Annotated in this window: 21 protein-coding genes and 1 pseudogene; 11 read left to right on the top strand and 11 right to left on the bottom strand. The window is 70.4% G+C overall.

From position 1 onward, the window contains the following. Positions 1–35: 35 nt before the first annotated feature. A complete protein-coding gene (locus tag ACWD0F_RS47430; RefSeq protein WP_449889041.1) occupies positions 36–1238 on the bottom strand; it encodes a phosphatidylinositol-specific phospholipase C1-like protein in 1203 nt (400 codons plus the stop codon). A 154-nt stretch (positions 1239–1392) separates the two neighbouring features. Here ACWD0F_RS47430 and ACWD0F_RS47425 point away from each other — a divergent pair, with 154 nt between their 5' ends. The 3 genes and pseudogenes from ACWD0F_RS47425 (at position 1393) to ACWD0F_RS47415 (ending at position 2239) form a co-directional block, all read left to right on the top strand. After that, a complete protein-coding gene (locus tag ACWD0F_RS47425) occupies positions 1393–1734 on the top strand; it encodes a hypothetical protein (protein ID WP_449889039.1) in 342 nt (113 codons plus the stop codon). A 48-nt stretch (positions 1735–1782) separates the two neighbouring features. Then, positions 1783–2001, top strand: a pseudogene (locus ACWD0F_RS47420) (SDR family NAD(P)-dependent oxidoreductase); the annotation flags it as partial. A gap of 106 nt (positions 2002–2107) precedes the next feature. After that, on the top strand, positions 2108–2239 hold the full coding sequence (locus ACWD0F_RS47415; RefSeq protein WP_449889038.1) for an SDR family oxidoreductase: 132 nt from the start codon (positions 2108–2110) through the stop codon (positions 2237–2239). Here ACWD0F_RS47415 and ACWD0F_RS47410 read toward each other — a convergent pair. Both ACWD0F_RS47410 and ACWD0F_RS47405 read right to left on the bottom strand, forming a co-directional pair. Continuing rightward, positions 2193–3077, bottom strand: a complete 885-nt coding sequence (locus ACWD0F_RS47410; RefSeq protein ID WP_449889036.1) for a SigB/SigF/SigG family RNA polymerase sigma factor — start codon at positions 3075–3077, stop codon at positions 2193–2195. The genes ACWD0F_RS47415 and ACWD0F_RS47410 overlap by 47 nt on opposite strands. Positions 3078–3256: 179 nt before the next feature. Continuing rightward, a complete protein-coding gene (locus ACWD0F_RS47405; protein ID WP_449889034.1) occupies positions 3257–3556 on the bottom strand; it encodes a DUF4193 domain-containing protein in 300 nt (99 codons plus the stop codon). Between the two features lie 338 nt (positions 3557–3894). On the opposite strand from ACWD0F_RS47405, the gene ACWD0F_RS47400 reads away from it, so the two are divergent. Beyond that, positions 3895–4284 (top strand): STAS domain-containing protein, encoded by a 390-nt coding sequence (locus ACWD0F_RS47400; RefSeq protein ID WP_449889032.1) that lies wholly within the window; start codon positions 3895–3897, stop codon positions 4282–4284. A 40-nt stretch (positions 4285–4324) separates the two neighbouring features. On the opposite strand, the gene ACWD0F_RS47395 is transcribed toward ACWD0F_RS47400, so the two are convergent. From ACWD0F_RS47395 to ACWD0F_RS47385, 3 genes are read right to left on the bottom strand one after another with little or no spacing between them, the layout of a single operon-like run. Continuing rightward, positions 4325–4996 (bottom strand): flavodoxin, encoded by a 672-nt coding sequence (locus ACWD0F_RS47395; RefSeq protein ID WP_449889030.1) that lies wholly within the window; start codon positions 4994–4996, stop codon positions 4325–4327. A gap of 27 nt (positions 4997–5023) precedes the next feature. Further along, positions 5024–5872: an aldo/keto reductase gene (locus tag ACWD0F_RS47390; protein ID WP_449889029.1), complete on the bottom strand. Its 849-nt coding sequence runs from the start codon at positions 5870–5872 to the stop codon at positions 5024–5026. Between the two features lie 24 nt (positions 5873–5896). After that, positions 5897–6874: an aldo/keto reductase gene (locus tag ACWD0F_RS47385; protein ID WP_449889027.1), complete on the bottom strand. Its 978-nt coding sequence runs from the start codon at positions 6872–6874 to the stop codon at positions 5897–5899. A gap of 160 nt (positions 6875–7034) precedes the next feature. Between ACWD0F_RS47385 and ACWD0F_RS47380 the strand changes: the two genes are divergently transcribed. Then, entirely contained in the window at positions 7035–7925 is an 891-nt protein-coding gene (locus tag ACWD0F_RS47380) for a helix-turn-helix transcriptional regulator (protein WP_449889025.1), read from the top strand. Between the two features lie 24 nt (positions 7926–7949). Here ACWD0F_RS47380 and ACWD0F_RS47375 read toward each other — a convergent pair whose 3' ends face one another. Then, on the bottom strand, positions 7950–8606 hold the full coding sequence (locus tag ACWD0F_RS47375; protein WP_449889093.1) for a TetR/AcrR family transcriptional regulator: 657 nt from the start codon (positions 8604–8606) through the stop codon (positions 7950–7952). Between the two features lie 201 nt (positions 8607–8807). Here ACWD0F_RS47375 and ACWD0F_RS47370 point away from each other — a divergent pair, with 201 nt between their 5' ends. The 4 genes from ACWD0F_RS47370 to ACWD0F_RS47355 are packed head-to-tail and all read left to right on the top strand — an operon-like array spanning position 8808 to position 14086. Beyond that, positions 8808–10031, top strand: coding sequence for an oxygenase MpaB family protein (locus ACWD0F_RS47370; RefSeq protein WP_449889024.1), 1224 nt, complete (start codon positions 8808–8810; stop codon positions 10029–10031). A gap of 49 nt (positions 10032–10080) precedes the next feature. Then, complete coding sequence (locus ACWD0F_RS47365; RefSeq protein ID WP_449889023.1) at positions 10081–11301, top strand: oxygenase MpaB family protein; 1221 nt, start codon at positions 10081–10083, stop codon at positions 11299–11301. Between the two features lie 7 nt (positions 11302–11308). Next, positions 11309–13594, top strand: coding sequence for a molybdopterin cofactor-binding domain-containing protein (locus tag ACWD0F_RS47360; RefSeq protein WP_449889021.1), 2286 nt, complete (start codon positions 11309–11311; stop codon positions 13592–13594). 15 nt (positions 13595–13609) lie between these two features. Beyond that, entirely contained in the window at positions 13610–14086 is a 477-nt protein-coding gene (locus ACWD0F_RS47355; RefSeq protein WP_449889019.1) for a (2Fe-2S)-binding protein, read from the top strand. 69 nt (positions 14087–14155) lie between these two features. Here ACWD0F_RS47355 and ACWD0F_RS47350 read toward each other — a convergent pair whose 3' ends face one another. Then, complete coding sequence (locus tag ACWD0F_RS47350; RefSeq protein WP_449889018.1) at positions 14156–14557, bottom strand: DNA-binding protein; 402 nt, start codon at positions 14555–14557, stop codon at positions 14156–14158. Continuing rightward, complete coding sequence (locus ACWD0F_RS47345) at positions 14554–14778, bottom strand: hypothetical protein (protein ID WP_449889017.1); 225 nt, start codon at positions 14776–14778, stop codon at positions 14554–14556. Before ACWD0F_RS47345 ends, ACWD0F_RS47350 begins: the two co-directional genes overlap by 4 nt. Positions 14779–14924: 146 nt before the next feature. On the opposite strand from ACWD0F_RS47345, the gene ACWD0F_RS47340 reads away from it, so the two are divergent. Then, the gene (locus ACWD0F_RS47340; protein WP_449889015.1) at positions 14925–16793 is read left to right on the top strand and encodes a BTAD domain-containing putative transcriptional regulator; all 1869 of its coding nucleotides are present in this window, start codon (positions 14925–14927) and stop codon (positions 16791–16793) included. A 44-nt stretch (positions 16794–16837) separates the two neighbouring features. On the opposite strand, the gene ACWD0F_RS47335 is transcribed toward ACWD0F_RS47340, so the two are convergent. Together ACWD0F_RS47335 and sbnA are read right to left on the bottom strand one after the other, a co-directional pair. Further along, positions 16838–17056 carry an MbtH family protein gene (locus tag ACWD0F_RS47335; RefSeq protein WP_449889013.1) on the bottom strand — a complete coding sequence of 73 codons (219 nt, stop codon included), beginning with the start codon at positions 17054–17056 and terminating at the stop codon, positions 16838–16840. A 16-nt stretch (positions 17057–17072) separates the two neighbouring features. Beyond that, positions 17073–18086 carry a 2,3-diaminopropionate biosynthesis protein SbnA gene (gene sbnA / locus ACWD0F_RS47330; protein WP_449889011.1) on the bottom strand — a complete coding sequence of 338 codons (1014 nt, stop codon included), beginning with the start codon at positions 18084–18086 and terminating at the stop codon, positions 17073–17075. Positions 18087–18163: 77 nt separating this feature from the next. On the opposite strand from sbnA, the gene ACWD0F_RS47325 reads away from it, so the two are divergent. After that, positions 18164–18925 (top strand): thioesterase II family protein, encoded by a 762-nt coding sequence (locus ACWD0F_RS47325; protein WP_449889010.1) that lies wholly within the window; start codon positions 18164–18166, stop codon positions 18923–18925. Positions 18926–19044: the final 119 nt, after the last annotated feature.

The following is a 19044-nucleotide window of genomic DNA, read 5'->3' as shown; positions in this document are numbered from 1 at the left end:
GTCCGCTCACGGACGGCCACCTGTTCAGGGCGCCTTCATCGGCGGTGGGAGGACTCCAGCTTGTCGTCGTCGCAGCCCCGCGGCGCGTTCACCGGGTTGCAGCGAACCGGTTCCCCGCCGGGGAGCTCGGCCACGAAGTCGCTGTCGTAGCGGGCCGCCATGCCGACGCTCGGGAAGTCCGTCGTCACCATCTGCGCACCGCTGGCCAGGGCGGTCTGGACCCGGCTGAACTCCTCGGTGATGACCGTCTTCAGCGGCTCGTCCGAGCGCGTGCGGACGATGTAGCCGCGCTTGACCAGGTCCTGGATGGCCGCCTCGTTGGCGCCGCGCGGGTCGTTCACCATCGTGATCGCCGCGTCGGCGTCGCCGGGGTTGCCGCGGGTGAAGACCGCGCGGCCCTGAAGGCTGGGGTGCCCGTCCAGGTACATGTCGCGGATCGTGCCGGGGCCGCCGTTGTCGAAGAAGAACATCACCTTGCCGCGCGCCCAGTCGAGGGTGGGCCAGCCGTTCTTCAGGATCGACTGCTCCAGCGTCTGGCCGGGCCGCCGCAGGTCGTCGGCGGTGATCAGGTCCGACTCGGAGAACACGGAGCGGATCTCCTTGTCGATGCCGTCCAGCAGCGAACCGTCCCAGGCCGCGCTGACCGCGCCGCCCAGCCGCTCCCAGCGATCGTCGGTCTGCTTGAGCTCCAGCTGCATGATGATGGGCACGTGCTGCGCGTTGGCCTTCGACCAGGTCTTCACCTGCTGAAGGCAGACCACCAGGGTCCGGCAGGTGGAGTTGTAGTCCTGATCGGCGACGTGGATGACCTTCATGCCGGGGGCGGCCATGGCCGGGTCGTCGATCGGGCCGAGGCCGGCCTGCTTGCGCGCGAGCGGATGCTGATAGAGACCGCCTTGGGGGTCGGGCAGCAGGTCCAGTTCGAGGGCGCGGACGTTCTGCCGGCCGAGCAGGTCGGCGATGGACGCGTGCGAGTAGAAGCCCCACGACGGGTAACCCGAGTCGATCTTGATCGACTCGGTCAGCTCGACGCCCTGCATCTCACGATGGAAGGCGTTGTGGGCGCCCATGAACTGGATCTGGTTCATCCGGATCTTGCCGGAGTCTGCCGTGGCACTCGCCGATGTCGCGGTCCGGGTCGACTGCTGCGCCGAGACGGCGGCCGGGGCAACGGCGCCGGCGAAAACCGTGGCCAGGGTGGCGGCTAGAAAGACGCCGAGGCGGGTGCGGGTGATCATTAGTCCTCCATAGATGACGACCCGCCGCACATTAGAGAGCCGCTGTGTCCCTCCAGTGCCTTCCAGCCGCTGAGAGATCAGCGGCAACATGAAATTTGTCTTAATTAGGACACCGTGTCCTAGTTCGGCGCGGTCAAGGCGCCGGGCCGGGGGCATGGCCGCGCTGTCGATCCCCTTCCTCGCGCTGGAATCCCTGCTCGGCTTCGCCGGCCTGGGCGCCGGCGCGGCCGTGATGATGCTCATCGGCAACCCGCTGTCCGGCATGACCGGCCCCTACTGGCTGCCGAGCGGCTGGGCCACCCTCGGCCAGCTCCTGCCCCCCGGCGCCTCCGGCAGCCTGGTCCGTTCCATCAGCTTCTTCGACGGCACCGGAGCCGGCGCCCCAGCCTTGACCCTGGCCGGCTGGGTCCTGGCCGGCCTGCTGCTCATCCTCATCGCCGACCGCCGCAGCACCCGAACCCCGCAACCCACGGCGCCCGTCCCGGCCGCGCTCTGACCGCACCCCTGGACCGCCATCGCCTTCGCCAAGGCCGGCGCCCGTGTCGTGGCCTGCGACGTCAACGAGGACAGCGCCCGGGAGACCGCCGAGTCCATCGGTGACGCCGCCCTGGCCGTGGCCGCCGACATCGGCGACGAGGGCTCGGTGACGGCGCTGGTGGACTCGGCGATCAGCGCGTACGGGCGGATCGACGTGCTGTGCAACAACGCCGGGATCATGGACACCATGGCCCTGCCCGCCGACATCCCGGTCGAGCAGTGGACCCGCGTCCTGCGCGTGAACCTCACCGGAACGTTCCTGGTCACCCACGCGGTGCTGCCCGCCAACGGCACCGCCTTCGACCCGGCCGGGCGCCACGCGCCTCGGCCCCGTGCTCGCCCTCGGGGAGCGCCTGGCCCAGCCCGAGCAGATGGCCGACGCCGCCCTCTACCTCGCCTCGGACGCCGCCTCGTTCATCAACGGGGCGATCGTGCCGGTGGACGGCGGCTGGTCGGCGGCCTGAGAGGGCGGGTGGTCCGGGGCCGGGACGGGAGCGGCGGGTCCGTGGCCCGGCACTCGGGGCCGGCGGGCGTGTCGAGGCGCTCGCGCAGCTGGTGCAGCACGGCCCGGAGGATCCGTGAGACGTGCATCTGCGAGATGCCGAACTCGACGGCGATCTCGGCCTGCGTCAGGTTGCCGTGAAAGCGCAGCAGCAGAATGTGTTTCTCGCGGGCCGGGAGGGCGTCGATGAGCGGCTTGACGGCCTGCGCGTCGATCAGGACGGTCAGCGACTCGTCGCGGTCGGCGATGAGATCGCCGAGGCAGGGGGCGTCGCCGTCGTCGCTGCCGACCGGGGCGTCCAGGGACAGGGTGCTGTAGGCGGCCGAGGCGTCCAGGCTCACCAGCACCTCCTCCTCGGACAGCCGCATGCCGGCCGCGAGCTCGGCGATGGTCGGCGAGCGGCCCAGGAGCTGGGTGAGCTCGCCGGTGAGCCGGTTCAGCTCCGAGCGCCGCTCCTGATAGACGCGCGGCACCCGCATGGCCCAGGTGCGGTCCCGGAAATGACGTTTGACCTCGCCGGTCATGGTGACGACGGCATAGCCGCGGAAGTCGTGCCCGAGTCCGGCGTCGAAGCCGTTGATGGCCTTGACCAGGCCGAGGTAGGCGGCCTGGAGCAGGTCCTCCGCCGGCTCGCCGCGATTGCGGTAGCGGCGGGCGATCTCGACCGCCAGCGCGCGATGCAGCTCCACCAGGCGCTCACGCAGCCGGGTCCGGCGTTGCTCGGAGATATCCGTACGGACCATGTCCACGAGAAGTTCCTCGGCAGTCATGTCCGTGATCTTGGCAGTTTCGACGATCATGCCGTGCCCCTGCTTCCAGGTGCAATGGCGCGTCCTGTGCAGGAGAACAGTCCAGACATGGGCGCGCCTCGTCACCACTAGCGAGACGAAGCCCTCTGCTGGACCTCTTCGCTTCGCGCTGCCCGCCCCGGGCCGGCCTACTCTTATCCAAAGGTGACAGTGGGATCACCTCGGGGTCGTCAGGCGGCGCACTCCCGGCAGACCTGCTCGCCCTCGCTCACGGCGGCCACCTGGCTGCGGTGGTGCACCAGGAAGCAGCGCGAGCAGGTGAACTCGTCGGTCTGACGGGGGATCACCCGCAGGGACAGCTCTTCGTCCGACAGATCGGCACCGGGCAGCTCAAGCGACTCGGCCAGGTCGGTCTCGTCGATGTCGACGCCACCGGCCGAGCTGTCACCGCGCCGTGCCTGAAGTTCCTGGACGCCGTCCTCTCGCAGGTCGTCGTCGGTCTTGCGTGGGGTGTCATAGTCGGTCGCCATGGTGCCCGCTCCAATGTCGTCAGCAGAACGTCGTCGCTCTCGCGGCCTCCGGGATCCGGCTGAGATCCCCTGAACCCGGCGAGCTTTCCCTCGGTACCCTCCAGAGCGCCCGACGAACCTGTTCGCCTGCTCCGGCCGGTCCCCGAGCCGCCGCCGATGATCTGCCGTTTACTTCGTGGCGCGCGGGTAAGGAGCGTAAGCCAGTTCGGATCGATCAACTCGCGGAGGTCGCCGCATGCGAGCCGTCGGCGTCAACCGCACCTCGAAGGAGGCCACTGCGGGCTTGACCCCCGTCGGCTGACGCGCCACCGCCCGTAATCCCCCACCGAGAAGGTCCCATGTCATCGCTACGCATGCACCACCAGCACCACGTCGGTGTGACCGTGATCACGTTGGCGGGCGAGATCAACATCGCCTGCAGCCCCCTCTTACAGGAATTCATCCGTGAGGTCCGTCAGACGCCCGACGACCACCTGGTCTTCGACATGACGGAGGTCACCTTCGTGGACAGCAGCGGCCTGCGCGTGCTGCTGGACGCCTTCGCCTTCGCTCAGCAGCACGGCGGCGCCATCCACCTGACCGGCTTGCGCGGCTCGCCCGCCCGTCTCATCGAGATCGCCAGAGTCGGGGAACACCTGCGCCTGCACACCAGTACCGAGATCGCCCTGGCGGCCATCTCCGCCTCGCCGAACCTGCCGGCGGCCACCCTCGGCGCCGCGCACCGCTGACGGCCGCCTTCCATCCCGGCCTTCCACCGGGGGCGTCGGTTCAGGACGGACGATGGGGCCGCAGCCATGCGTCGACGTCGGCGCCGGCCTCGTTGACCTCCTCGCCGCGGACGGCGAGGCCGTCGGCGATGGTCGCGCCCGGGCAGGAGGCGGCGTAGTCGCGCGCCGTGCTCCCCAGGCCGCTCATGGCGTAGGTGGTGAACGGGACGACGGTCTTGCCACGCAGGTCGAGGCCCTCGGTGAACGTCGACATGATCATGGGCGCCCGGACGTTCCAGATGGGGCTGCCCAGCAGGACCGTGTCGTAGCGGTCGATCGACGGCAGGGGGCCCGTGATGGCCGGACGGGCGTCGGCCTCCTGTTCGCGCACGTTGCGCGCGACGGTCTCCTCGTAGTCGTCGGGGTAGGGATCGGCGGGTTCGATGCGGTGAACGTCGCAGTCGACGCGCTTACCGATCATCTGGGCCAGCACTTCGGTGTTGCCGACCTGGAGGTCGCGGCGGCCTCCGTACCAGTAGTTCTCGCCCGCTCGGGAGAAGTAGGCCAGCAGGACGGACTTCGCGGCCGGACCGGCCGGCGCGGGACCGGCCGGGCGCGGTGAAGCCGCGGCGCACCCGATGATCGGGACACCGGCCAGCACGGCCCCTCCTGCCAGGAACGCGTCGCGCAGGAACGAGCGCCGCTCCAAGGCGGCGTCGCCGTGGTTCGTCATCACCGGCTCCCGGTGGGTGCGTGCGCGTCAGCCGTCAACGCGCATCTGTCCAAGCCGGCCGACCATGGCCGGGTCGCGGTGGTCGAAGAACAGCGAGCTCCGGGTGTCCATGGTGGCGATGCGGGCCATCTGGTCGTCGCTGAGCTCGAAGTCGAAGACGTCGATGTTCTGCGCCATACGATCGGGGCGGACCGACTTGGGGATCACGACGACACCCCGCTGAATGAGCCAGCGCAGCACCACCTGCGCCACCGACTTGCCGTGCGCGTCGCCGACCTCGCTCAGCAGCGGGTGGGCGAACAGGTTGTCGCGGCCCTCGGCGAACGGGCCCCACGACTCGATCTGGACGCCGTGCTCGCGCATGACCTCGTGGTCGGCGGCCCGCTGGAAGAACGGGTGGGTCTCGACCTGGTTCACCGCGGGGGTGACGTCGTGGTGGCCGATGAGGTCGACGAGCCGGTCGGGGTGGAAGTTGGAGACCCCGATCGCCCTGATCCGGCCCTGGCGGTGCAGGTCCTGCATGGCGCGCCACTCGCTGTAGACGTCGCCGAAGGGCTGGTGGATCAGGTACAGGTCCAGGTGGTCGAGGCCGAGCTTGCGCAGCGAGGCGTCGAAAGCGCGCTTGGTGTTGTCCTCGCCCGGGTCCTGGACCCACAGCTTGGTGGTGACGAACAGGTCCTCGCGCGCGATGCCGCTGTTCTTGATGGCGCGGCCGACGGCCTCCTCGTTGCGGTACGCGGCGGCGGTGTCCAGCGACCGGTAACCGGCGGCGAGGGCGTCGGTGACGGCCTGCTCGGTCTGCTCCGGCGGGATCTGGTAGACGCCGAAGCCGAGGATCGGCATCTCGACGCCGTTGTTCAGGGTGACATTCAGCATGGGATCGTTCCTTGGGCTTTCGGGTCAGCGTTCCATCATCCGCAGGCCGGCTTCGGTGTGGGTGTCGCCCGCGGCCGGCGGGAGACTGGAGAGCCGGTCGATCTGCCGGGCGGTCAACCGGATGCCGTCGGCGGCGGTGTTCTCTTCCACGCGGCCGACGCGCTTGGTGCCGGGGATGGGGGCGATGTCGTCGCCCTGGGCCAGCAACCACGCCAGGGCGACCTGGGCCGGGGTGGCGCCCGCCGCGACGGCGACGGCCTCGACCTCGTCGGCGATGCGCAGGTTGCGCTGGAAGTTCTCGCCGGTGAAACGCGGGTTGCCGTGGCGGAAGTCGTCTTCGGCGAAGCCGTCGGTGGAGCGGATCTTCCCGGTCAGGAAGCCGCGCCCCAGCGGCGAGAACGGCACCAGGCCGATGCCCAGCTCGCGCAGCAGCGGCAGCACCCGCTCCTCCAGCGCACGGGTCCACAGCGAGTACTCCGACTGGACGGCGGTGACCGGGTGGACGGCGTGGGCGCGGCGGATGGTCTCAGGGCCCGCCTCGGACAGGCCGATGTGGCGGATCTTGCCCTGCCGCACGAGGTCGGCCAGCGCGCCGACGGTGTCCTCGATGGGGGTGTCCGGGTCGACGCGGTGCTGGTAGTACAGGTCGATGTGGTCGGTGCCGAGCCGCTTGAGTGAGCCTTCGACCGCGGTGCGGATGTTGGCGGGGCTGCTGTCGATGTTCCAGGGGCCCGCGCCGGCATGCGAGACGAGGCCGAACTTGGTGGCCAGCACCACCTGGTCGCGGCGGCCCTTCAGGGCCCGGCCGAGAAGTTCCTCGTTGGTGTACGGGCCGTAGATCTCGGCGGTGTCGATCAGGGTGACGCCCAGGTCCAGGGCCCGGTGGACGGTGCGGATGGACTCGGCCTCGTCGGTGCCGGAGCCGGTGTAGCCATGGGACATCCCCATCGCGCCCAGACCGATGCGGGAGACCTCCAGGCCGCCCAGCTTGATGTGCTTCATACGGGTTTTTCTCCGTTTCTGAAAGGGAAGCCGTCATCCACTTTCGCGTTCTCCCGGCTTCGGTGCCAGGGCGGGTCATGCAGGGGTGTGGCCTTCGGGGGTAACGACACGGCCCCCCACCTGGGCACGGAGCAGGCCGGCGAGGTGTGAGACTGAAGACATGGCACCACAGCCCACCACCAGCGACACGGAGCTGGGCCGATTCCTGCGCGCCCGCCGTACTCAGACCAGTCCCGAGCAGGTGGGCCTGACCATCGGCACGGGCCTGCGCCGGACGCCGGGGCTGCGCCGCGAAGAGCTGGCCACCCTGTCCGGGATCAGCATCGACTACTACGTGCGTCTGGAGCGCGGCAAGGAGACCCGGCCCAGCCCCTCGGTGATCGACTCCCTCGCGCGGGCCCTTCAGCTCGACGACCAGGAGCATCAGCACCTGCGCGAGCTGGCCGCCCGGGCCGCCCGCTACGCCGCCGAGCCGCCGCCTCCGCCGAGCCGCACCGTACGTCCCCATCTGAAGTTGCTGCTGGAGACGATGCGCCCCAGTCCCGCCTACATCGTCAGCCGCAGCATGGACGTCCTGGCCTGGAACCCCGGCGGCCTCGCCCTGTACGCGGGCCTCGACGACTGGCCGCTCAAGCAGCGCAACCTCGCCCGCTACCTGTTCCTGCACCCTGCCGCCCGCGACCTGTTCCCCGACTGGGCCAACCAGGTGCGCGGCTGTGTCGCCCGGCTGCGCGCCCAGGCCGGCACCGCGCCGGACGCGCCCGACCTGGCCGGCCTCGTCGGCGAGCTGCTGCTGAAAAGCCCCGACTTCGCCAAGCTCTGGGAGCGCTACGACGTGACCGGCCGCAAGCACGTGCACAAGACCTTCCACCACCCCCAGGTGGGCGTCATCACCCTCAGCGCCCAGTCCATGAACCTGGAGGGCACCCCCGGCCAGCGCCTCGGCGTCTACGTCGCCGAACCCGGCACCCCCGACCACGACGCGATGTCGCTGCTCGACCTGACCGCACCCGAGCCCGCCGCCCGCGCCGCCGCGCGGGACGAGGCGTAGCGCGACCTGCCCCGCCCATCACCGTCAGCCGGGGGAGCCGGTCGGTTTCAGCATGGGCACCAGGAACCGCCGGGCCACCGCGGCCATCTGCCCGTCGTCGTCGAGGTCGATGATGTGGCTGGGCGTCGCCAGGAAGGAGGCGGAGATGCGGACCATCATCTCGGCCACGAGGTCGGTGTCCAGATCGCCGGAGACGTTGCCCGCGCGTTGCTCGTGGCGGAGCTGACCGGCGACGAACCGGCGCACGGTGGCGAGGGTCTGGCCCCCGTCGGCGATCATGGAGGGCACGACCAGGTCAGGCTCCGCGGCGATCAGACCGCCGATCAGCGGGTTGTTCCGGATGGCGCGCAGCGAGCTGACGAAGCCCAGGACCACGCGATCGGCGGCGGTGCCGGCCTGCTCGATGTCGATGAGGAACTGGTCGAAGTAGCGGCGGAACTCTCGGCGGACGACGTGCTCGACCAGGGCGTCCTTCGTGGCGAACCGCCGGTAGACCGTGATCCGCGAGACCTTGGCCCGCCGGGCGACGTCCTCCATGGTGGACCGCCGGATGCCCATGCGGCAGAACTGCTCATGGGCCGCGTCGAGGATGCGGGCCCGCAACTCGTCCGCGTCGTCGACCTGTCCGACGGCATCAAGGTAGGCGCGCTCCAGCAACGACTCTGAGCTCGACGGCGTCATGAGCCCGGACAGCGCAGATTCCACGATCACCTCCTGTTAGTCGATTCTGCCTCATTCCCGCACAGCCGCCGATGCGGGCTTGTGATCCCCCTCACAGTGTGCTGTCATGATGGATGATACACAGAAGCACAGCGTGTTTCACCGTATCAACCAGTGCTTCGCTCCGATGAGGAGACTCCGGCAAGGAGGAGGAACGAAGGCATGGACAGACCCAGCAGGCGCAACGTGCTGAAGGCGGGTGGGGCGCTGGGCGCGCTCGGCGCACTGGGCGTCGCGGCGCCGGCGTACGCGCAGGGACCGTGGACGTGGTCGGCCAAGGGCTCGGTGGCGGGCGCGGGGGCGGGCACCGACCCGCGATGGGTGTGGGACGAGGAGGCCGACCCGCTGGTCGCCGCGCTGCTCGACCGGGGCGACGTGCCCAGGGTCAACGAGCTGTTACGGACCTGGACCAAGAACGGCCAGGCGCTGCCGGCCGGACTGCCGGCGGACCTGCGGGACTTCATGGAGCGGGCCCGTCAGCTGCCCTCGTGGGCCGACCAGGGCAAGCTCGCGACCGCGTTCCGGTTCAACGAGAAGCGCGGGCTCTACCTCGGCGTCCTGTACGGGCTGGCCAGCGGCATGATGAGCACGGTCATCCCCAAGGAAGCGCGCGCGGTCTACTACTCCCAGGGCGGCGCGGACATGAAGGACCGCATCTCCAAGACCGCCAAACTCGGCTACGACGTCGGGACCCGGAACGCCTACCAGCCCGACGGCGAGATGATCGTGACCTGCGTCAAGACCCGGCTGGTGCACGCGGCGGTGCGGCACCTGCTGCCGCAGTCCCCGCACTGGCCGGAGGTCGCCGAGGAAGAGATCCCGATCAGCCAGCGCGACATGATGGTCACCTGGCACAGCCTGCCCACGACCGTCATGCAGAAGCTGACCGCGTGGAAGGTGCCCATCCCCGCCGCCGAGTCCGAGGCCTTCCTGCACTCGTGGCAGCTGGCCGCGCACCTGCTCGGCATCAAGGACGAGTACATCCCCGCCTCGTGGGCCGAGGCGAACGCCCAGGCCAAGGAGGTCCTGGACCCGGTGCTGGCATCGACGGCCGAGGGCGTCAAGCTGGCCGACATCCTGCTCAACCTGGGCTCCCCGGTCGATGCCGGCATCCTGTCCAAGCCCATACTCGGCGCGTTCACCCGCTACATGCTCGGCGACCAGATCGCCGGCTGGCTGAAGATCCCCAGGGAGCCGATCTGGGATCCGCTGCTCAAGCTGTCCTGGCGGCCGTTCATCGCCGTCCGCGAAGGTCTGCTGCCGCTCCCGCTGGCACCGGAGGCCTACTGGCTCTTCGACGAGTTCCTGCGCAAGGCCGCGCTGCTTTTCCTGTCCGAAGCGCGGCCGATCAGGATCGAGATTCCGGATACCAACCGCCCGTCCTGACCGGGCGGCCGAAGATAGGACCCACGGGGACTCGGAAGGAGTTCGGAGCATGGCGGAGCTGAGCAGACGCAAGATGCTGATCTCAGGCGGGGCCTTGGGGGCCGCCGGCGCACTCGGGATGGCGTCCCCGGCTCAGGCGCGCCCCATGACGCCCTGGACCTGGGCGCCCACCGGCTCGATCGCGGGCGCGGGCGCCGGCGCCGATCCCCGGTGGGTCTGGGACGAGGAGGCCGACCCGCTGGTCGCCTCGCTGCTCGATCGCGGCGCGGTGCCCGAGGTCAACCGGCTGCTGTGGGACTGGACCCGCAACGATCAGCCGTTACCTGAGGGGCTGCCGGAGGATCTGCGGGCGTTCATCGAGAAAGCCCGCGAGCTGCCGTCATGGGCGGACCACGGCAAGCTGAGCGCCGCGGCCGAGTTCAACAAGTCCAGAGGGCTCTACCTCAATCTGCTCAACGGCGTCGGCGGCGGCATGCTGAGCACCGCCATTCCCAAGGAGGCCCGCGCGGTCTACTACTCCAAGGGTGGCGCGGACATGGAGGATCGCGTCGCCAAGACGAGCATCCTGGGCTTCGCCGTCGGATCGCTCAACGCCTACCGGCCCGACGGCACCTGCGTGGTCGATGCCGTGAAGACCCGGCTGGTGCACGCGGCGGTGCGGCACCTGCTGCAGCAGTCTCCCCACTGGAGCGGCGACATCCCGATCAGTCAGGAGGACATGCTGGTCACCTGGCACACCCTGCCGACCTTCGCCATGCGCAAGATGCGCGAATGGAAGGTCCCGATCAGCGCCGCCGACTCCGAGGCGTATCTGCACGTGTGGCAGGTGACCGCGCACCTGCTCGGCATCAAGGACGAGTACATCCCCGCCACCTGGGACGCGTGCAACGCCCAGTCGGACCAGATCCTCCCTCGCAACATGGGCCCGACGCCCGAGGGCGTGATCCTGACCGACGTCCTGCTCCGCCAGCTCGCCGAGCAGACCAGTCCCGGCAGCGTCAGCCGGCCGCTGTGCAACGCGCTCGCCCGGTATCTGGCCGGCAACCAGGTGGCCGACTGGGACGGCATCAGGCGCGAGCCGCTGTGGGACCCGCTGATCGCCACCGCCTGGCCGAAACTGGTGAAGTTCCGCGAGGGTCTCGTTCCGCTGCCGCTCGTGCCCGAGGTCGCCTGGGTCATCGACGAAGCCGTACGCCGCTACATCCTGTTCTTCCTCACCAAGGGCAAGGAGACCAAGATAGAGATCCCCACGACCAACCGACCTGGATGAGCCGCACATGACGGGATCGAATGTGGACGAGGCCATCGGTCGCCGGCGCTTTCTCGGATACGTGCTCGCGGCACCCACCCTGGTGGCGGCCGCCGAGCTCCATCCGGCGCCGGCGGCCGGCGCCCAGGTGTCTTCGCAGCAGCTCACCGACCTGCTCGACCTCAACGACCTGATGACCGCGGCGGCGCTGCCGACCTCGGGCCTGATCTCGGTCGTGGTGCACCAGGACGGCACGGTGTCGTTCGCGTTGCCGCGGGCCGAGGTGGGGCAGGGCATCACCACCTCGACGGCCATGTTGATCGCGGAGGAACTGGCCGTGCCGCTGGACCGGGTGCGGGTCACGCTGGCCGATGCCCGGCCGGAGCTGCTGTTCAACCAGCTCACCGGCGGGTCGAACACGACCATCGCGACCTACACCCCGATCCGGGTCGCCGCCGCCGTCGCCCGGCTCCGGCTGATGGCGGCGGCGGCGGCCCACCTCGGCTCGGCGGCCGCCGACCTGACGCTGAAGGCGGGAGTGATCACCGATCGTGCCGGCCGCGGCGTCGGCATCGGCGCCCTCGCCGAGAAGGCCGCCGGCACCAGGACCCAGCAGGTGTCCGTCGAGCTCACGCCCCGCCGGGACTTCGCCGTCATCGGCAGAGCGCACAACCGGATCGACGCGCTGGACGCGGTGACCGGGCGCAAGAAGTTCACGATGGACCTCGACGTCCCGGGCGCGAAGCCGGCGATGGTGTGCCGGCCGCCGACCATCAACGGCGAGGTCGGCTCGGTGGCCAACCTCGCCGAGGTCCGCGCCATGCCGGGCGTCACCGACGCGGTGGTGATCTCCACCGGGGTGGCGGTGCGCGCCGAGACCTTCGGCCAGTGCATCGACGCCGTACGCGCGCTGCGGGTCTCCTGGAAACCCGGCACCGCGGCCGGCAAGTCCGACGAGAGCGTGTTGCGGGCGCTGGAAGCCGCGGAGCTGCCGCTCGGGCTCAGACCGCCGACTCCGACCGTCGAAGGCAAGTTCACCTTCGCCTTCCGCAGCAACAGCGCGCTGGAGCCCAACTGCGCGATCGCCGACGTACGGGCCGACCGCGCCGAGATCTGGTCGGCGCTGAAATCGCCGATCGTCGCCCAGCAGACCATCGCCGCCAAGCTAGGGCTGCCGCCCGGCCGGGTCACCGTGCACGTCGCCGAAGGCGGCGGGTCCTTCGGGCGCAAGTTGTTCTTCGACGCCGCGCTGGAAGCCGCCGAGATGTCGCAGCAGATCGGCAAACCCGTCAAGCTCATGTGGCACCGCGCCGACGACTCCCGCCAGGGCCGCGCCCATCCGATGGCCACCTCACGGGTCCGCGTCGCCTACCTCGGCGGCACCGTGCTCAGCTACAAGCAGCGGCACACCGGCGTCTCCACCGACCTCGGCCACGGACTCGGCGAGATCATCACCGCCCTGGCCGCGCGGCTCCCGGTGGGCGACATCGGTTTCTCCCAGACGTTCTTCCACCTCAGCCAGGAGATGTCCTACGACTTCGGTGTCACCAGCCAGTCGCTCAGCGAGACGGACAAGAGCTTCAACACCGGCAGCATGCGCAACGTCTACTCGCCCGACGTCACCTGCGCCCGCGAGCTCATCGTCGATCAGCTCGCCGCGAAGATGGGCAAGAGCCCGTACCGGTTCCGGCACGACTTCCTGCGCGACGACCGCGCGCGGGCGGTGCTGGCCAAGGTGGCCGAGGCCGGCGCCTGGGGCCGCCCGATGCCGGACGGCACCGCGCAGGGCATGGCGTTCCACGCCGAGTACAAGTCCGTCAGCGCCGCCCTGGTGGAGATCGACTGCCGGCCGGAGACCGTCAACCGCCCCATCCGCGACGGCGTGGGCGGGCCACGCGTCACCAAGGTCGTCTTCGCCGTGGACGTCGGCCTCGCCGTCAACCCGCGCGGCCTGGAAGCGCAGATGATGGGCGGCATCATGGACGGCATCGCGCTGGCCCTGACCTCCAGCCTGCACCTGCGCGACGGCTACTTCCTCGAAGCGAGCTGGGACAACTACTTCTACACCCGGCAGTGGAACACCCCGCCCGAGCTGCAGATCATCGTCATGCCCAGCACCTCCGAGTCGCCCGGCGGCGCCGGCGAGCTGGGCGTCGCCGCGTCGATGGCCGCGGTCGCCTGCGCGTACGGCCGCGCGACCGGAACGATGCCCACCAGCTTCCCCATCAACCACGGCACGCTCTCCTTCACCCCCAAACCGACCATCCCTCCCATCCCTCCATCCCCGGCCGACGGCCTGGACCACGCCCGCTGAACCGAGGAGAGCCGCGTGCCCGAGTACACCTTCCGCGTCAACGGCGAGCAGGTCACCGTCGACGTCGCCGGCGACGTGCGGCTGCTGTGGGTGCTGCGCGACATCCTCGGCGTCACCGGCCCGAAGTACGGTTGCGGCATCAACGTCTGCAAGGCGTGCACCAGCCACCTCAACGGCGCGGCGATCAACCCCTGTGCGATCCCCGTCCAAGATCTCCAGCCGGCCGACGAGGTCACCACCATCGAAGGACTCGCGGCCACGGCCGGCGCGGACCTGCACCCCATGCAGCAGGCCTGGCTCGACCACGACGTCGCCCAGTGCGGCTACTGCCAGCCCGGCCAGATCATGGCCGCCGTGGCGCTGGTCCGCCGTGCCGCCGCCGAAGGCCGCGGGATCACCGACGCCGACCTCGACGGCCTGCGCAACATCTGCCGCTGCGGCACCTACTTCCGCATCCGCGAAGCCATCAGGGCAGGCGCCGAGAACATGTGAGGCGCGCAGCCATCAGGGCGGGCGCCGACAGTAGGTGAGGCGCGCAGCCATCCCCGCGTCGGCGAGCACCTATATGCCGATGAGCCGGACACGATGGCCGCACAGCCGCGCCATATCGGCGACATCCGAGGTGAGCATGGCCACCGGACCGGGCCGGCGCAGCGCCATCTCGGCGACGGTCGCGTCGATCGCGTACTGGTGGCCGTGCAGACCCGCCGTCTTGAGCAGATGCGCGGCCGCCTTCGCGGCCTGCTCGGTCACCGGCTCGATCTTGACGCGGGAGAGCACCCACTGCAACCGGGGCGTGTTCACCCGCCCATGGCTGACCTCCACGATGGTGTTGGCGCCGATCACCAGATCGGCGCCCATGGTGTGAAAGACGTGGAACATCGCGAGGACGTCGCGGTCCTGCGCGATCCAGGCGGACAGCCCCTGGGAGTCCAGCACGACGGTTTCTACGTGCTCGATCACACCGCGCTCGCCGCGGCGCCGGGGCTCGCCTCGCCGAAGATCCGGGCGTGCGCCGCGATCAGCTCCTCATCGGTGAACTCTCCGTGCTCCTCCTGGTGGCGCAGCAGCTCGGCCCCCAGAAGCTGGTGCCGAAGCTGGCGGGCCACCGCTTCGGCGACATAGCCGGAGACGTTGTCGGTGAGTTTCCGGAGCTCGGCGACCTGGTCGTTCGGCAGGGTCACCGTGATGCGCGTCGTGTCCGCCGTGGACCAGCATACTGCGGTATGCGCCTGGGAGGCGAGGTCGGCGGCTTGGTGAAAGGTTCACGCCTGAGCTCCTATCGAGATCCTGCCGGGGTGACGAGGGGCCGCGATGGGCGGGGTCGACGATGGGGTTCGTGAGTGAGCTGTCCGGAAATACCCAGAAATCGCTAGAATTCAGGCTTCTCGGTCCTCTGGAGGTGGTGGCCAGTGGCCGCCAGCTCCCCGTCAGCAGCCCGCGCCAGCGCGTCGTCCTGGCGATGCTTCTCCTCGCTCCGGATTGTGTGGTGTCCGTCGACACCCTGGTGGAGGCCGTCTGGGACGACGATCCACCGGTGACCCGGCGTACCCAGATCGCGATCTGCGTGACCGCGCTGCGCAAGATGTTCGCCGCGGCCGGTTACCCCGAAGTGATCGCCACCGTGTCACCCGGCTACAAGCTGAACTCCGCCGGCTGCCGTATCGATCACGAAGAGTTCGCCCGGCTGACCGGGCAGGCGCAGTCCGCGCTGCGCGAAGGCCGGACGTCCGTGGCGGGCGCCCTGCTGGACCAGGCGCTCAAGTTGTGGCGCGGCGACGCGCTGGCCGGGATGCCGAGCGGGGTCCTGGCCGCCAAGGCGTTCCAGCTGGAGGAGCGGCGGCTGGCCGCGACCGAGGAGTGCCTCGCGCGCAAGGCCGAGCTGGGCCGGCACACCGACCTCGTGCCCGAACTGGCCACCCTGGTCAGGGAGCATCCCCTGCGGGAGCGGGCGCGGGCGGCGCTGATGCTGGCGCACTACCGCGCCGGGCGGCGCAGCGAGGCGCTGGAGGTCTTCAACGAAGGCCGTCGCCGGCTCGTGGACGAGCTCGGGCTCGAACCCGGCCCGATCCTGCGCGACATGCACGCGGCGATACTCAACGACGACCCCCGGCTCTCGGAGGGCGACGGCCGGCCGGCCGCCACCGTGCTGACCGGGCTGGTGCCCGCGCAGCTTCCCCCCGCGCCGCCGTACTTCACGGGCAGGAAGGCGGAGCTCGACGCACTCGACGGGCTGCTCGGGCTCCGTGGCCCCGGCGGGCCGCCCGCCGTGGGCGTGCTCACCGGCAAGGCCGGCGTCGGCAAGACCGCGCTGGCGCTGCACTGGGCGCACCGCTCGGCCGCGCTCTTCCCCGACGGCCGGCTCTTCGCCGACCTGCGCGGCTGGGATTCGGAATATCTCGCCGCGGAGCCGTCGGCGGTGCTCAGCCGGCTGCTGCGCGACCTCGGCGTGGCACCGGCCGAGATCCCGGCGCGGGTGGACGAGCAGGTGCCGCTCTACAACAGCCTGCTCGACGGCCGCCGGGTGCTGGTCCTGCTCGACAACGTCAGGAGCGCCGCCCAGGTACGGCCGCTGATCCCGGGCAGCAGCACCTGCTGCGTGCTGATCACCGGCCGCAGCCTGCCCGACGCGTACGGGAACGTCCAGGGGCACGTGACGCCGCTGGAGCAGGCCGAGTCGGTCTCGCTGCTGCGGGACCTCGTCGGCGCGGCCAGGACCGACGGCGAGCCCGACGCGGTCGAGCGGCTCGCCGAGCTGTGCGACCAGATGCCCCTGGCCCTGTGGGGGGCGGCCATGCGCCTGGGCGCCAGGGGTCACTGGCTGCTCAAGGACTTCATCGTCCGGCTGGAACGCCCCGGCGGCCGGCTGAGCGAGATCAGCCACGGCGTGTGGGACATGCGCGAGCGGATAGCGCTCAGCTACCGCGGGCTCAGACCCGGCCCGTCCATGGCGCTGCACAGGCTCGGGAGCCTGGACTTCCCCGAGGTGACGCCCTGGACGGCCGCGCGGCTGCTCGGCTGCGGTCCCGACGAGGCCGAGGACCTGCTGGAGGAGCTGCGCGAGGCGGGCTTCCTGGAGTTGTCGACGGCCGGGCCCGAGCCGGTGTACCGGACGCCCGGCCTCTTCGCGGAGTACGCGCAGGAGAAGGGCCACTACGTGTACGCCGACGTGCCCCGTCCGGTCGATGTGCGCGGATAGCACGACAGGTGGGCGGGCACGATGCCCGCCCACCGCACCGTCCGTCACCTGCCGGCGTTCTCCATGATCTCCACCAGGCTGTTCGGCCGCATGTCGGTCCAGTTGGCCTCGATGTAGTCCAGGCAGCTCTGCCGGTTGTCCGCGCCGTGCACGTTGTTCCATCCGGCGGGGATCTCGATGAACGACGGCCACAACGAGTGCTGGCCCTCGTCGTTCGTCAGGACGTAGTAGTCGGCGTCGTTGTTCTCGAAAGGATTGGTCATGGTGGATCCTCCCTTTTCACGCGGTCGGGACGGTGGGGGCGGGCTCGGCGAGGTCGTCGAGCTCCCAGTGCGGGGACATCCACTCCTCGTCGGCGTAGTGGTCGTGCAGCCACGCCTTCGAGTAGATGGTGTCCATGTAGCGCTCTCCCAGGTCGGGAGCTATGGCCAGGGCGGTCACCTCCTTCCCGGCGCGCTGCTCGGCCAGCCAGCGCAAAGCGCCGCTGACGACCGTGCCCGTCGAGCCGCCGAAGAGGAAGCCGTCGGCGGCCATGCGGTGGCAGGCGCGGATGGTGTCCGCCTCGCCCACGTGCCGGACGTCGTCGACGTAGGACTCGTCGAGCAGGGGCGGGCGCACGCTGGTGCCCAGTCCAGGGATCAGCCGCGGCAGCGCGGGGCCGCCGAAGGCCGACGACCCCTCCGCGTCCACGGCCACCACGCGCACCCCGGGCCGGTGCTCCCGGAAGTACCGGGCGCAGCCCATGAGCGTCCCCGTCGTCCCCGCGCCGACGAACAGCACGTCGAGGCCGGGGAAGTCGGCCGCGATGGCCGGGGCCGTGCGGCGGTAGTGGGCTTGCCAGTTGCCCGGGTTGGAGTACTGATCGAGCCAGACATAACGCTCGTCGTGCGCGCACAGCCGGCGCACGTAGTCGATGCGCGCCCCCAGGAACCCGGTGACCGGGTCGGGGGTCGTGATCACGTGGACGCGGGCGCCGTACAGCTCCATCATCGCGCGCACCGGCGCGTTGCAGCGGATGTCGGTCACGCAGACGAAGCCGTAGCCCTTGCTGGCCGCGACCAGGCTCAACGCCAGGCCCAGGTTCCCGGAGGAGGACTCCACCAGGGTCGAGCCGGGCAGCAGCCGTCCCGACCGCTCCGCGGCCCGTACCATCTCGGCGGCCGCCTTCAATTTGACCGATCCGGCGAAGTTGAATCCTTCGCACTTCAGGTAGAGGCGGCGGCCGAAAGTCGGCCGCAGATCGACATAGACGTTTTCCGCGTTGTACTGGAGCGGATCGCTTATCACCGGCACGGAAACGAATCTAGCCGCCCCGGATTTCCGCTCATTATCGGCGGCTTTTCATCGGCAAGAATTTCGAGGAGGACCGAATGAACGGTACGGGACCACGCTGGATCTCCTGGCGGCACCGTAATCCCACGGCGAATGTCAGGCTCTACTGCCTGCCCTACGCGGGCGGGGGGACCCGGATATTCGAGAGCTGGCCCGCGCGGCTCGGCGAGGAGGTCGAGGTCTGCCCGATCCTGCTCCCCGGGCGGGAGGACCGCATCGCGGAGCCGCCGCTGTCGCGGCTGGCCGACCTCGTCCCCGCGCTGCTCGACGGCCTGGCGCCGACCATGTCCAAGCCGTTCGCGATCTACGGCCACAGCATGGGCGGGCTCGTCGCGTTCGAGCTGGCCAGGCGGTTGTCCGCGGAAGGCGCGCGGATGCCCGTGCACCTGTACGTGTCGGGCTGCGGCCCCGTTCCCATCCCCGCCGGACGGCGGATGGGGGAGCTGCCCGACGATGAGTTCATCGACGGGCTGAAGGAGATGAACGGCACCCCGCCGGAGTTCTTCGACGACCGCGACCTGGTCGACCTGCTGCTGCCCACCATCAGGGCGGACTTCCGGCTGTCGGAGGACTCGTCGGCGCGGGAGGGGGTGCGGCTGCCGGTGCCGATGACGGCGTTCGCCGGCGAGCACGACACCAACGCGCCGCCCGAGGAGGTCGAGCGGTGGCGCGAGCATGCCGCGGCCGGGTTCGGGTTCCACGTCTATCCGGGCGACCACTTCTTCATGCACGACTGCGCGCCGATGCTCGACGTCCTGCGCCGGGGACTGGTCCCGGCGAGCCCGCTGCCGGCGCCCTGACGAAAAGGGGCGTGGGGGGGGGGGTGGGGGCCGCCCGCCCCCCCCCCCCGCCCGGGGGCCCCCCCCGGGGGGGCGGGGCCGCGCCCCGCCCCCCCGCGGCGGGCTTGGCCTGACTCGGC

This window comes from Nonomuraea sp. NPDC002799 (assembly GCF_053592075.1).
Note: the sequence above shows the minus strand (reverse complement) of the source record. Positions and strands in the feature narration are given on the sequence as shown.